General features: G+C 40.0%; 15 protein-coding genes. All 15 read right to left on the reverse strand.

The window, feature by feature from the left end; genetic code table 11:
- Positions 1 to 83: 83 nt before the first annotated feature.
- Entirely contained in the window at positions 84 to 347 is a 264-nt protein-coding gene (locus tag OEL90_RS08470; RefSeq protein WP_331488116.1) for a helix-turn-helix domain-containing protein, read from the reverse strand.
- A 4-nt stretch (positions 348 to 351) separates the two neighbouring features.
- Entirely contained in the window at positions 352 to 2199 is a 1848-nt protein-coding gene (locus OEL90_RS08475) for a VirD4-like conjugal transfer protein, CD1115 family (RefSeq protein WP_300687922.1), read from the reverse strand.
- Between the two features lie 55 nt (positions 2200 to 2254).
- Entirely contained in the window at positions 2255 to 3658 is a 1404-nt protein-coding gene (locus tag OEL90_RS08480) for a DUF3991 and toprim domain-containing protein (RefSeq protein WP_300687924.1), read from the reverse strand.
- 211 nt (positions 3659 to 3869) lie between these two features.
- Positions 3870 to 6551 carry a MobP3 family relaxase gene (gene mobP3 / locus OEL90_RS08485; protein ID WP_300687926.1) on the reverse strand — a complete coding sequence of 894 codons (2682 nt, stop codon included), beginning with the start codon at positions 6549 to 6551 and terminating at the stop codon, positions 3870 to 3872.
- A gap of 14 nt (positions 6552 to 6565) precedes the next feature.
- Entirely contained in the window at positions 6566 to 6985 is a 420-nt protein-coding gene (locus tag OEL90_RS08490) for a hypothetical protein (protein ID WP_300687928.1), read from the reverse strand.
- A 407-nt stretch (positions 6986 to 7392) separates the two neighbouring features.
- Positions 7393 to 7653 carry a DUF6103 family protein gene (locus OEL90_RS08495; protein ID WP_300687930.1) on the reverse strand — a complete coding sequence of 87 codons (261 nt, stop codon included), beginning with the start codon at positions 7651 to 7653 and terminating at the stop codon, positions 7393 to 7395.
- 63 nt (positions 7654 to 7716) lie between these two features.
- Positions 7717 to 8127, reverse strand: a complete 411-nt coding sequence (locus OEL90_RS08500; RefSeq protein WP_300687932.1) for a DUF6103 family protein — start codon at positions 8125 to 8127, stop codon at positions 7717 to 7719.
- Between the two features lie 12 nt (positions 8128 to 8139).
- The gene (locus OEL90_RS08505) at positions 8140 to 8520 is read right to left on the reverse strand and encodes a DUF3846 domain-containing protein (RefSeq protein WP_331488118.1); all 381 of its coding nucleotides are present in this window, start codon (positions 8518 to 8520) and stop codon (positions 8140 to 8142) included.
- Positions 8521 to 8531: 11 nt separating this feature from the next.
- Positions 8532 to 9107, reverse strand: a complete 576-nt coding sequence (locus tag OEL90_RS08510; protein ID WP_300687934.1) for a DUF6329 domain-containing protein — start codon at positions 9105 to 9107, stop codon at positions 8532 to 8534.
- A gap of 15 nt (positions 9108 to 9122) precedes the next feature.
- Positions 9123 to 10202, reverse strand: coding sequence for a M23 family metallopeptidase (locus tag OEL90_RS08515; RefSeq protein WP_300687936.1), 1080 nt, complete (start codon positions 10200 to 10202; stop codon positions 9123 to 9125).
- 6 nt (positions 10203 to 10208) lie between these two features.
- Entirely contained in the window at positions 10209 to 10712 is a 504-nt protein-coding gene (locus tag OEL90_RS08520; protein WP_300687937.1) for a gamma-glutamylcyclotransferase family protein, read from the reverse strand.
- 8 nt (positions 10713 to 10720) lie between these two features.
- Positions 10721 to 11770 carry an amidoligase family protein gene (locus OEL90_RS08525; RefSeq protein ID WP_300687939.1) on the reverse strand — a complete coding sequence of 350 codons (1050 nt, stop codon included), beginning with the start codon at positions 11768 to 11770 and terminating at the stop codon, positions 10721 to 10723.
- A gap of 12 nt (positions 11771 to 11782) precedes the next feature.
- Positions 11783 to 12271 carry a hypothetical protein gene (locus OEL90_RS08530; RefSeq protein ID WP_300687941.1) on the reverse strand — a complete coding sequence of 163 codons (489 nt, stop codon included), beginning with the start codon at positions 12269 to 12271 and terminating at the stop codon, positions 11783 to 11785.
- On the reverse strand, positions 12271 to 14100 hold the full coding sequence (locus OEL90_RS08535) for a VirB4 family type IV secretion system protein (RefSeq protein ID WP_331488119.1): 1830 nt from the start codon (positions 14098 to 14100) through the stop codon (positions 12271 to 12273). Before OEL90_RS08535 ends, OEL90_RS08530 begins: the two co-directional genes overlap by 1 nt.
- On the reverse strand, positions 14093 to 14698 hold the full coding sequence (locus OEL90_RS08540; RefSeq protein WP_331488120.1) for a hypothetical protein: 606 nt from the start codon (positions 14696 to 14698) through the stop codon (positions 14093 to 14095). The genes OEL90_RS08535 and OEL90_RS08540 overlap by 8 nt, the downstream gene beginning before the upstream one ends.
- Positions 14699 to 14700: the final 2 nt, after the last annotated feature.

Here is a 14700-nt window from a genome sequence, read left to right on the forward strand (position 1 = left end):
ATACCGAGAATTATTATGCGTAGTCATAATGGTTGAAAATCGCTTCGCTACAGCGACTTCAACCCTCAACTCTACATAACAACTTACCGAACATAATATCGATTTGAAGAATTGCTGCCATTCTCCCTATAGCGGCATTCCTTTCGAAGTAATCCACACTTCAACAAATCATCTAGAGCTCGTTTTACTGTACTGACAGACATTGATGTATCTCTGGCAATGGTTTTTATGGCTGGCCAACATTCACCTTCTGCATTGCTTCTGTCTTTCAAATACATATATACTGCTTTGGCTCGAGAGGAAATTTCTTCTCTGTATAAATTCCCGAAGAAACTCAATCGTCTCACCTCCCTATGTTCTAATAATTGCTTTTCTCTTCAGAGCAGATTCATCGCTTTGATCCATCACAGGAGAATGAAGTGTTCCACCTCGCTTACCAGCTTCAGTATTCTCATCATTAGCTACCTCGTCATCAACATCCAATGCCATGGTATGCCTCACGATGTTTTCTTCAAGCTCCTCTTTATCAGCGTAGTAAACTTTTCGATGGGACTTCTCCTCAGTTTCATATATCTTTTCAAATGTTATTCCCCAGTCCAAGAAGAGTTTCAGCTTTGTTTTCATCGGATGTACACCCGTTTTCATAACAACAAAATTTCCTTTGGGTAATGCTTTTAATTCATCCGCTGTAAGTAGTGGTCTTTCTATCATCTGTAGACTCTGAGACGGATCATTTCTACCTCGACTAATGCTGCCACTCATAACCGTTCTGCTACCAAGAGCCTTAGAGAGCACCTGTGCCGTTTCTGAGTTTGGCGCAAATCCTCCGAAGATAGTCAGCTGACAGTTATCTGTGATAATTTGACTGCCTTCTTTTCCATAATTTCTATCGAGCTGAGCAAATGACTGTATAATTGGAATCACCGATATCCGTCTCGACCTACCAGCAGACAGCATCATCTCAAAAGACTCAATCTTTGGGATGGTTCCAATTTCATCTGCGTATATCATCACTCTATTTGGGAGCTTACCACCGTTTTCATCTGCTACAGTCAACATCTCTCGGTAAAACTGTTGTAAGAACAGCGATACCATAAAATACTTGGTGTTATCTTCCTCTGGGAGAATGAGAAAGACCGCTGATTTTTCGTTACAGAATGTTTCCGCATCAATCGCCGTGTCAAAGCAAAGGATCTGCTCCATCTCTGAGTCTAGAAATGCATTCAGTCGTGACAATACCGTTGAGAGTACAGATGCCATTGCTTGTTCTGCCGAATTGAGAGCTGCGCCTGCAAACCACTTTGCCTTATGAGTAGGTGGTAGTTTATCCATCAAGAGTTGAAATTGACTTTTTCCTTTGATCTTGCTCGGTGCCATGAGGTCTTGAACCATTTTAAAAACAGAAATGATATGTCGCTTATCTACTCGTTTACCATCTTCAATTGTTGGTGGGAGAAATTCTGCAATTAGTAGAATTACAGATGTGAGGAGCCCTTCTGCCGCATCATAGAAGAAAGCATTCTGCCCCATGGTAGCATTGTTTCCATCCGTTGAAATAATCGTTTTAGAAATGATCTTTGCATATTTTTCTGCTTTTGCTTTCGCAGTGCAATTGCTGTTATCTTCTTGATGCAAATCCATGTACTTATTGACCAGATGGAGTAGATTATTTCCATCACTTCTGGTTGGGTTACGCAAATCAATGACCGCAATATTATAGCCGTAGCTCTCCTTAGCAATCATTCCATAGTTTCTTGCGAGATCACCCTTGGTATCTGTTGTAATGAATGACATTCCACTGGCACAGGCATATTCTAGATTCGGATATAGAAAATATGCCGTCTTACCAACGCCTGCCGCGCCAATCATTAAACAGTGGACATCTCCAGGATCCACAAGACCGGTCACCATGTTATTTGATTCTTTGCATCCAATTATTAATCCTTGCATCGGATTGCCTTTTTCATCAATTGGTAGGTTGATACCTTGTCGCCACTCTTTAACCTTGAATGGTATATGATGATAAGTGATTTCAATTTCCTTTTTCGTTGCAAATCTTGCGACACCATGCTGTCCATCCCCAACGGTTTTGGATTTGATACCGTTTAAAGTATAGTAATGGGCTAGTAAGGACAGTCCGCCGATAACAGAGAACATAACGGCTGCAGCAGCTATTAACATATATACTTGAGAATTCATTTTTCACATCCTTTCATAAAAATAAGGCATGAGATTTCTCCCACGCCTCATAATTTCATGCCATATTAAGTGATTGAGTCTGTATCTGCTTTTGCACAAGAAGTTCTCGCTTAATCGTAGATTTCAAAAGGGCTAAAGCAACTTTCTGAAATCCAATGGCATAGCTCAATACTTCTGTTTCATCAATGGCTTCTACATTCATTTTTATTCTAGAAAACTCATCGAATACTTCAGACAACGTAGGATCCCATCGGCTCCGATTTTGATATGCACGAAACTGTTCACACATACTTTGAACGATTTCTTCTACCTCTATCTGATGCCCGAATTGCCGATGTTCTTTCAATGCAAAACATAAAAAAACAGCTGATGCCAACTTCATGGCTTCAGCTTGATTTTCATTTTTTATTTGGGCTTGCTTCAGTATGTCTACTCCATCGGGATATCCTAAATTCATCGATCCCATATCTTTCATGAGAATCAGTATTTCTTCGCACAGATCATTTTTCAATCGATGCTGTGGGTGCTCCTCAGACGGAATCGCAACTAAGTTCTGTCTTGCTCTTAAGTCTTCATTCCAATCCTTGAAACAAGGCTGTAATTTGCTACAACTTTTATTTTTCTCAGCAAGTATATCTTCAATTTTCTCGCAAGCTTCAATCCCAGCCGCATCATGATCCAAGCACAAAACAACATGCGTTAATTCTGCATTATACTCAAGGGTTTTGAAAAGTGCCTGTTCTGATAAACCACAAAGTGCAAGGTAGCTATGTTTTCTCCAGCCCGATTCTTTATGCATTGTGATAAATGACAGTAGATCAATAGGGGCCTCAAATACATATAATCGATTGCTGTTTCCGATATGATGAAAGCTGTAACACGGATTGCTACTGTCGATATTCCCTTTGTAGCCTTTTCCTTCCGAGTAGAGTCCTCTTTTATGAGCGTGCTTTGAAACTCCATTTTCATCGTAGCCCACAAACACGGCATTATGATATTCCTTTGATCCATCAGCAGTCAGCTCTTTGCTTTCATAAATAAGTTTTTCTTTGACAAAGAAACTCACCACTTCAGGATCTATCAATCTATGCTTGGTTAAATATGCAAATAATCTTCGCATGTCATTATTGCACGGCGGAAGTTTAAATGGTTTTTTAGTCTCTTGATCATTTTTTGCCTTAATGTATGGAATGCCTTGCTCGCCGTTAAGAAGCATTGTAACCGCATCAGGAAATGTATGCCCATAGAAATATTGAACGAAATCTATCGCAAGTCCACCTTCCTTAGTTGCATGATCAAACCACTCATTCCCTCGCACAGTTACGCTGTGGTTACTTTCAAGGCGCTTCTCTCTTCCGGAAGACAAAAGTGTCTCACCTTGCATTTTTAAAAATTCAACAAGATCTACGCTATTGGCTCTTTGCTTTTGATCGTCGGTAAAATGAATGTATGTCCCCATAATGCACCGCCTATTGTCTTCTAGTTCCTATACGATGAAACGCCGTCATTTTTACTGGACGGCGTTTCATGTAGGAATTGATGTTTAACTTTTCAAAATTTCTATAGATTGATTTTGATTTGGTTTTTCGATTTTCCTTCATTCAACTTCTCCTCGTTTAATAGGTTTAGGAATCAAATGTGACTATTTCTTATTTCTGCAATAAACATTATCAAATTAGCATCTCATGATCCTTATCATTTCTTTTATGACCTTGCGCCACCTTCTTCTCCTTCAACTTTCTAAGCAGTTTACTATCAATTTTCATTCCATTTGAGTTCCTATGTGGTATCAGGTTCTCTTCAAAGATCTTTCCCATATGATTCAGCAGACGGGATATGACAAGTGCTACAGAAGGATCTTTGAACTTATCAATATTATCTAAAAAAAGTTTTGCATATTCGTTCCCTTGCTTAGCAGATAAGGTCAACCACTTGATTGCTTGGTCCTTATCTTTAGCGACATCTTTACCAAGCAGATAGGTCTTACCTAATAGATACTGCGAAAACGGATTTCCAGCTTCTGCAGAGCTTGTCAGATAAAAAATGGCCCTTTCAATGTTCTTTGGATTCTCCTTTCCTTGCAAGAACAGCTTCCCAAGCTGATAGCTTGCCCACTGATTTCCATATTCATGAGATGTCTCAAAGCATCGAATCGCTTGGTTTATATTTTTAGTCATTACCTTACCTTCAAGAAAAAGTTTTCCAAGTAAATAGACTGCGGATGATTTAATATGTTTTGGTACTAAATCATCACTGTTTGTAACGGCACTCAGAAACTCGATTGCTTTTTTCAATTCTTCTGGATCAGGGTTATCCTCTTTAAGAACTATCTTTGCTAGTGCGAAGCTTGAATATACATTGCCAAGCTTTGCTGATTTCTCATAGTAATCTTTAGCTCTTAGCAAATCTGGCTCTGTTCCAATACCATTTTGAAGCATCCACCCCAAACGATACTGGATTTTTTCATCATGACTAGTGTTCTCTAAGACTTCAAAACCACTGAAAGCTCTTTGAAAGTGATGTCCAGATTTTGTTCCGTTTTGATCGGTACCAATTCCGTCACGATACATCTTGGCCACTTCAAAATCTGCATAAGGAAAATTTTGATTTGCAGACTTCAGGTATAGCTCAAATGCTCTTACGAGATTTTGTTCAACACCTTTCCCTCTGTGGTACAGTGCTCCAAGAGAATACTGTGCATATTTGTATTTTTTCTCTGCTGATAAATGAAACCACTCAGCTGCAATCTGATAATCTTGTTCCGTCCCAAGTCCTACGGCAATCATTTTACCTATGCGGTATTCAGTGTATTTCCAAGGTTTCTGTGCCTCCACTTCTTGAAAACCCGAAAGTGCTTTTACATAATATTCATGAGCAATCTCATGATCTTTTTCAACACCAAGACCGTCTGAATAAATTCGCCCTATGTCATAAACGGCGAGTACATTTCCCTTTTGTGCTTCTTCCGAAAGCAGAGAAAGTGCTTCACCAAAATCTTGTTGAATCTCCTCCGTGCCAAAAAGATAATCACGAGCCAGTTTATATTCATCAGTCCATTTCACAAACATATTTTCAGAGGTTTCACTACTTACGATACTTTCGACACTTCCTAATGATTCATTGTCAATTTCTTCTGGACTGTTGACAACAAAAGCTTCATTGCTTTCAAAAATCTCTTCTAGCAATTCGCCATCATCTATTCCATCGAGCTCATTGATATCATATGCATCCATCGAAAACTGATTAGCTTCAGCAATGATCATGTTCTTGATTGACTTGAATTCTTTCTGTTTTGAAAGTGGAAGATGCTCAGAGAACTCATCCATATAACTATTTATTACTTCTTCCCGCATTTCGTACCACAGCTCGTAGGCTGTTGATACAACTTGCTCTTTAGAAATTTCATCTATAAGCTCATCAACTATCGCCTTTAACCCAGGAGTAAGATATCCATATACTTTTTTGCCTGTAGCTGACTTAAGTTCTTTTGAAAGGTGCAAAAAGAGTTCTTCAATTCTGGAATTATTTACAGTACCCACTTTTATTTCTTGAATGAGTTTAAGCATCACCTTGCGACTTTCACTTTTAAGTTGATCGCGTCTTCGAGTCTGCTCTTCATAGATTGAATGCATCTCATTTTTAAAAACACTTTTTACAAGCCCAGACTTCATCTTATCGATACCTTTTTTCGTGAGGTAACCTTCTCTAGGATTTGTCGAATAGCACACCATATGCACATGAGGATGATGACTCTCGTTATGAAATGCTGCATACCATCTAAAATTCTCAATCGGAATCTTCATCGACTCTGCGATTTCAGGAGCAAAATAAGAAAGCATATTGTGCCAAACTTCAGCACTATCAAATCCTGTGCGAATCGCATCTTCTCTTCTAAGTGAAATGATTGGAATCCAAATGTTACCGGTATGATTACTAACTTCTTCGGCAATACGACTTAATACAATTTCATCATCTCCACCAGTGAATAAACCATGTGTTCCCTTCCGCTGGACCCTTGGACGATTGGCAATATAGTCGATATAGTTTTTTCGCTGACCTATCTTATCGATGTTCTGTTCTAATGCAATTGAAATAAATTCTGATGCATTCTCAACTGTTTTATTTTGAGCGTAGTCTTCATACTCAAATAGATCCTTGGTTTCAGGAAATTCCTGAATGATTTGACGAATCAAATCTTCTTGTTTCAAACTAGATGGAAGAGTGGCCTTGGACTTCGATATTTTTTCGACACCGCTTCTTGTCGCCATGTAGGTCACTAGATTTGAAAGATGAGAAGCAGTCTTCTTTCTGCCTCCTTTCAAATAAGGACATTTCAAAATGATTCTGGGCATAGGTCACCTCCCATCTATTCTTCTATCCCTTGTTGAAACTTCACAGCCTCATCCATACTTATCCTCCCTTTAGTTTTTTTCACTTCATTGACACACCGTCCACGAAGCTTTCGCAAGTCTTCATCACCGATTTCAAGTCCAGCTGCGAGGATATTCATCATCATGGACATTTCAACCGACAAGCGAAATAAATTATTAGCTTGTCGATTTTCCGTTTCTTTTAGCACGCCTTGTATTGCACCGAGAATTATTTTTGAAAGATACATAGTGCTGTCCTGTGCACTTAAATATCCTATATAGAAATTAACTGCTTGCTCGACAAACTCTGTATGATTCCTCATGTTGTTGCTTTCCATGAGATTATTCATCTTTTCGATCATTTCAGGGTAAAGCCAAGCCACAACACGCTCCTTCAATTCACTCTTTTTCTCCAAATGTTGACCTCCTTTCTTTACAGCACCTCTTACAGCACCTAAATCTCAGGTGTTTTCTAGGCTTTAAAGCCATCTACAGCACCTTACACAGCATAATTGTCGTTTTACAGCACCTAACACTTCATTCGTGAGAATCCCTAAAACCTTTAGAATTGCGGTCGGCACTGCCGACCGCTGTGAGTGCAAGGGGCGGTTCACAGCACCTTGCTTTATCCCGCACCAGAATCATAAATAGAATCAGGCACGATTAACCCCTATTTTAGACTTTGATTTCCGATCACATGCCAGATTTTATTTCTGCCAAACTCGGCTCAAATTTCGCTCAAATGTTAGCAGGGGGTAGTGTTACTCCACTCCATGCTAAATAATCGCACACAGGGGAAATAACGGCTCAAAAAGCCGATTAACTACTGCCCTTCATGAGATGTTGGAATGGATCTCGGCTGAGTAATCGTTTTGATCACTTTTTTTGTCTTTTCTGGCGCGATTTCGTCCTCTTCTCGTTCGTCAATGTATTCTCTGACATTGGCCGGCACGTATTTCTCGTAAAGCTTTTGTAGCTGATCCGCCATCTCTGCCTGCAGATCGGCCTCTTTTTTCTCCATATACTTCTTAATCGCTCTCAGTTTTTCAGCCTCAAGGCTGATTGCAATTGTTTCTTTTTTCATAATCGACATCCTCCAAATATGATTTTTCATAGCTTTAATGTGCAATGTTAAGATGAGAAAAGTCTACATAGACATGCTCATCCCTTGTGATTGTTCTTCACTTTGCTCCTGATTTTCATCTGCACTTTCGGATTCAACTAACTGATTTGAGTCCACAGTCTCCTCATTTTGTTCTCTGGCGTTACGTCTTCTGCCACGTGTCGAAGGCGTTGGTGCGATTATTTCTTGTGCTTGTTCTTGTGCTTGTTCCTCTGCTTCAACCCTGACTTCAGTTTGCAGACCTTCCGCAGGATCGTTTCGATCAAGGTATCTTCTTGTTGCTGCAGGAACATATTTTTCATAAATACTTTTGATATGACCCTGCAATTCTTTTTCAACAGTGGTATCCTTTTCGTCCATATAAAACTTGAGCGCCTCCAACTTTTCTTTTGGAAAGCTCACCTGAAGCGTTGTTTTTTCTGTTGTTATACTCATGATTTGCACCTCCTAATAGTTGAAACTAGTAACGATCATTCTCGGTTGTGCCTCTGGCTCATCACCAGTAAATACAGGGGCATACTTAAATTCACTAGCGAACACATCCATCTGCTCATCTGTTAATGAAATAAATTCACCATCATCGCTATCGCCACAAATGAAAAAAGGACCGGCAATAATGTCGTTACCAATCCTTCGATTCAACTCCATTCCATTCAATTTTCCTTCTTCATTCACAACAGCAATGCAGTTATTATCCAGATAAACACATTCAAACATACCTTCTACTTCAGCTTGAATCCCTTCAAGGTCATTGACCATTTCTTTTTCATAAGGCATTTTCCCGGGTTCAATTTTCATTACCTTAATCGTATTTTCGTTTTTCATCATCGTAGTCCTCCCTACATTCCCATGTTTTGTTCTAACTCAGATGGATTGATATTCTTGCAGAAGTCGAGGTAAAGCGTCATATCAAGACAATCCTCCTCTAAGTTAATTTCCGCCATTTCTTCTCTGCCCTGAAGCTCGTTCACAAGCAATGTGCCTATTCCGTTATTCACTTTCACATTAAGACTGTGCTGTTCAGCGATTTCATCAAAGTACACAATCCAACTACCATTCGATGTATTTTCGGCGGCCTCCTGTAGGATTTGATCTGCTACTTGAGAGATTTGCTGATCAATGTACGCCTTAATATTAGGCATGAAGCTGATGTATCTTGCATAGTTATAGCCGCTGCTATCAATCAAAATTCCGTCACCACTTTCTTCATTCAGTGCAAGCAGACAGTGGGTTTGTCCAGATTGGTCTGTGAACATATCTTCTTTTTTATCTGAAATAAAGGACCTATCCCTAAGTAATCCTTTTGAAAGCTCATCATATTCACTCTGGTTCATCAGCTGTATAGCTTCAATCACACATGGCTGTGTTTCTAGTTCGCTTACTTTTCTAAAAAATATAGCATTTGTTTTTAGCATTTCACCACGTCCTTTCTAAGGTAAGTAATTTCTTGGATTTTGTTTTTCACCGCCCACTCTGATTTCAAAATGTAGATGGTTTCCTGTACTTCTTCCAGTAGAGCCGACCTTGGCAATCTCTTGACCTACAGTTACGGGTTCTCCCTCACTAACAAGAATTTTCGAGCAATGCCCATACAAAGTGATAACGCCACCGCCATGATCAACAACGACATGATAGCCATATCCAGAGGTTGAGTACCTCACCAACATGACAGTACCGCTTAGAGCCGAGTAGACAGGTGTTCCTTTGGGCATCCCCAAATCTATACCACCATGCCCTCTTTTCTTTTTGGTAAAAGGATCCGCTCGATATCCAAATTCGCTCGTCACAGCACTCCTCCAATTAGCACCGACAGGCGAACAGAACCCATCCTCACCAATGAAAGGTTCCGTTGAAACTGCAATTCCATTAATAAAATCGTCAAACTCACTACCGTAAGTAGGCGCAGGTTTTCCATACAAAATCCGATAATAGATTTCTGTTGCGTTTGCTTTATTTTCACTTGTGATGGTACTGCCCATTGTCATATCAATATTTTTATAGATGTTAGGCTGGTCTTTTATTGGAACTGTAACGGTATAAACTTCAGTATGAGTTGTTCCGTCTTCACCAATCACCGACCTTGTGCGTTCTTCATAAGTTACAAAGCAATCAACAAATGTCTTGCTGTTTACCTGGGATGGCTGCTCGGCGCCGAAATACAGAGAATAAAAAATAGCCTTGATTCTTGTTGAATCCAGACTATCTCCACCCTCCATACTTGAATTTACCTCTTTTATCGCATCATCAAGAACAGAAAAACTACCCCGCATATTCTCGATGTGCTCGCGATACTCTGCCGGCACACTCCCTGCTATGGCACCTCCATGAAAGCACAGTTCAAGTGCTGTATTGTTATGATTTGCAGACCCAGAAAGCATCCCGCAAAGGATAGCGATTAACACAATGATTGGAGACAGTATAGCGACTATCGTCCACCCAACACTTTTTCTAATTCTTTCATCACTAAGGGCCATTGCCACAGCTCTAGCCACTAAAACAGGATCCGCCATTTTTTATCACCACCACCCGAGTCCATACATATTATCTTGTTCGTAGTCTTCAACTTGCTCTGATTCCATTCGTTCTTTGGTATACTCGACTGCCCGTTCTAGAATTTCCGTATCAAAACCTGCGGCCTGATAGCCTTCTTCAATGGTTCTCAAATAGAAATCAGATGGAATACCAAGCAAATGACCTTCTGTCATCACATAGACAAAAGCCGACACAGACTCACCATCTACCTCAAGTTCTACAGTTTCTTTGTCATAAAATCTCGGATATCCTTCATATCGGTCTAGTGCAATTTCATCCTTTGGACCAACAGACCAAATCATAGCAGGAACAGTGCTACCTTCCTTTGGCTCTATCGTTGCATAAGCACCCGTTTTAGAACCTCTGAATAGCAGTTCGTAATCTTTGATTTCAGTTGTCCCCACTGGTTTTGCTGTGGGACAACGTTGTTTCATTTGGGGCAAATTCATATTGCTACCATAGGCGATATATAGTTTTTCTTTCTGCATTTTTCCTCCTACATTCCCATAGACATAGAAAAAGCAGGAGACTCTTCCTCCTGCTGAATTTCTTCAATGACTACATATTCTGTTTGATTTATTACTGATGCACTAGGTTCAATGAGCTCTAGCTCCTTTTTCTTTCGAAGTCTTTCTTTCTGTGCAATGGCCTGTTCTGGGGATTTCCATGCGATGTTCCCTTCAAGATGATCTAACAGATGCTTTCGTGCTGTTTTAAATTCATCTCCGATAAGACCAAGGCGAAGTAGCCAAACACGGAACGTATATTTCTCATTGTCTGATACCGTTTTGATAGGACTCGCTGAGCGTTGATTGTAAGCTTGGGCTGTAATTGCCATGCAGAACTGAACATAAGCTTTCGCCTTACCTGCATGAAGAGCTCCATTAAACGCTCTGAATTCAATCGTTCCCTTTTGAAAGACAGAATGAAGATTAAGGCAGTGATACCTACTGTCATGATAATGCTGATAGCTGCCATCGTTCCCCTTGTACCAAAGGTTCTGCAACTGACTTATAGTTTTAGGCTTATGGCGGTTCATGCTTTCGAGAAACTCTGAATCGATTTTCTTGCAATATCGCCGTTCTCTCTGTGAATCCACTTGTAAAGCACGGTAGACCATGTCTTCTTTCGAAGCAATAATATTCACCAAATTTCTGAGCTGATACGCTTCAAAGGGTGCTGCATTGATGTGAATATGAATGCCACATGATTTGTTACTGAAAGCCCCTGCCTCTCTAAGCACTCGGATCATCTCCTGAATCTTTTCAATGTCCTCATACCTACAAATCGGACTTACCAGTTCAACACTGTAATCTCGGTCGGCAATCTGCTTGCGGTTCCCCACTTTTTTCTGGCACTGAATGCTGGCATCACTGACCAGTTTCCACTTTCTGTTTTCACTATCAGCTACAGTATAAGTGCCATACCCACCTCCCTCATAATCTGTATAGCCGCCAAGATATTCTGAAAGCACCTCGGCAGCTCTTTGTCTTGTAATGCCCGTCATTTCAATTTCAATTCCAAATTTCTGATCTCGTAGGTCCATGAAGTCACCGCCTTACCATGTTCGGTGATCATTGATTGTTCCTTTGATTCCATCAACTTTTAGAAGCTTTCCTACTTCTTCAAACAGATTTAGCAGCTTTTCTCTTCGGTAAGGATCAATTAACTCATCACGGCAACTAGCATTCAAATGATTCAGCTGTTTTACAACCTGTTGAACTTCAACTTCAAGTTCAAGTTGCCTATAGCCAAGGCCCTTACTTTGATTAATGAAACTGCTCAAGATCTGATCGAATCTTTCAATGTCATCAATTGAATAACAATAATAGGCTTCGAAAGGATTATCATAGATTTCTCCATCCATGCATCTTCTGATCTGGCCAATAAGCCTTTGCCGTTCTTCAGTCTCTGCTTTTATATATTGCTCCATTAGGCATAGCAGATCGTTTACTTGATCTGGTGTATAGGTAATGCAAGCTTTCATGTCAGCAATGATATCGTCCTTCTTCTTTCTAAGTTCCACTAGATTTCTCTGGGTATTCATTATCTTCCACCTGCCTTTCCAAACAGTTTTTCTTTATATGCCGGGGCATGTACGGCAAGGTTATATCGTTCGTTCCCACACTTATATAAGCAGACACCACGTTGAGGGAACTTAATGAGGTTGTACTCTGATTCTTCTAACTGCAAGGTGTCCATGTAAAACTGCTTGTCGATATTGCCAGCATTAAATAAAAACGCATGCGTTGGGATGGAAAACAGCGGTTTTGTCAGTTCTCTAATCCCTTCGATATTGAAATCTTCAAGGTTTTGAGAACTTAGAATAACCGATGATTCTTTCTTACGCACACGTTTCATAAAGTTTCTTATATATTCAATTGCAGTGAGATTGGTCAGGAACAGATAGAGTTCATCTATCCCGGCAGCTGTATTGCCTTCCGTCAAAAGTTTGTCGCTCATGAAGGACAGTATGTTGAAAAGCAAAGCATTTTTCACATTTTTACTTGCTTGAAGTAGACCTTTCACACCAAACACTATGAAGCGATTCGATGAGATGTTGGTGTGTCCATTAAAGAATTTGCTTTCAGCCCCCTGACACATGGAGTGGAGCCCAAGGAGTATTTCTTGAAGCAGTTCTGTCGTGTACAGTTGAAATTTGCCTTTATCATAGTTTTGATATTCTTCTTCAATCAACTGATAAAGATCTGATAGGATTGGATAGTCATTGGAGCTTAAGCTTTTAAAATTGGTATTGTCACTGATGTTCCACTTGCTATATAGCTTGCCAAGCATAATTTCAATGACATCAATATGCTTATCATCAAAATCCTTATAGCATCTAAAGAAGTCTTTTAAGAATGAAATATGCTGACTGAGTTTTGTTGCCTGTCTAAAAGAAATGGGTGCATCCTTATCTTGTGGCGATCCACCCTCATCCCATGTTTTGGGTTCAAGCGGATTGATCATGTACTCACCAGACATCAAATCTACAAAGCATCCACCGATGTTATCAGCGAGCTCCACATACTCATGCTCAGGATCAAGGCAGATGACATTCTTGCCTGATTCCAAAATGTTGCACAAAATGAGTTTCAAGAGATAGCTCTTGCCCTGCCCGGAGTTCCCCAAGATGAGGATACACGGATTGGTTTTGTCATCATCTCTCTTGTCAAAATCTACAATGACATTGGATCCATATTTGTCTCTGCCTAAATAAAAGCCATTACTATCGGTCTTCCCCGAATAGTTGAAGGGATATAAATTGGCGACTGATGATGCCGGAAGCACCCTTTCATACTGACAGCCGAACACATTTCTACCCGTTGGCCCAACACACATCAAACCCTGCTGCTGTCTAAGCATCAACCGATCCACATTCAATTTGCTCCTTACGAGCTCAGTCAGAACATCCGTCTGCAAGAGCTTTAAGCCATCCATATCACTAGCAGTAAGTTCAATATAAACAGCACAGTGAATCAGTGGTTCTCTATTTCGATGCATGGTAGATACCAAGGTAACCACATCTTGAAGGTTGCTTACGGCTGTGACGGTTTGCTGAAGATCATTCGTGCTTGTGGAATGCATTCGGTTCTTGTTGGCTGCATTATGAATGATTTTCTTTTCCTCTGTTGTTGTCACCTGTCTTGTATAGATACGTAATGTAACGCCATCTTTCTCTCCCAAGTGTCTAAGAATTGCTTGCTCATTGGTGCTTGTCGGATACTCTCGAAGTGCCCAAACACAGCGGAATGTGTTGCCGCAGATGAAATGGTCCACGTTGAATTTGATGACTGATGGAGCAATCATGTCGACAAAGGCTTTTATTTTTTCACTATCATAACTGGACAACTTCTCACTTCTTTTTTTACTCACCGATAATCACCCACCTTTCGCCATCATAATCCTCAAACTTCTCAGTCGTTACATTCTGCTCGTAGTAGACTCCGAGTAATCGCTTTATGTCAGCATTGTCTGCTCGTCTTGCAGTAAAGCCTTGATCCTTAAGGCTTTTTTCAATTCTTGATAGATATGGAAACACATCTGAAGTATTATCTTTCTGACCTTTCTCATCGCCTCTGTTTAATCTAATAATAATTAGAAACTCCCTAGCAGTAGCCATTTGAACCTGCATTCGGTCGAGATTCGTACTGTCCATTTGAAGTAGTTTTCTAATCACTGGATTTGATTCTTCTTCCATTCTTTTTTTCAGGTATTGCTTGTTTTCATCAAAGTTCTCTTTCGAGTTTAGACAAAGCATTTCAATCTCAGCAATTCCTTTAAGCACAGTCATGAGGGCATAGATCCTTGCACTGACTGTTGATTCAGATAAAACAGAAATGTTTGTTGGATGAATGATGAAATAGACTAGTTCCCCATATGCCGTTTTAATGCTATAGTCCGTGATTTCATTAATCCCTATGAGCTCCCTAGTAGACTGCTTTTGTTTTTCTTTCTGACGATTATTTTTCAAAT

Origin of the sequence: Acidaminobacter sp. (assembly GCF_030247605.1) — a bacterium.
In the GTDB taxonomy this organism is placed as follows: Bacteria; Bacillota; Clostridia; order Peptostreptococcales; family Acidaminobacteraceae; genus Acidaminobacter.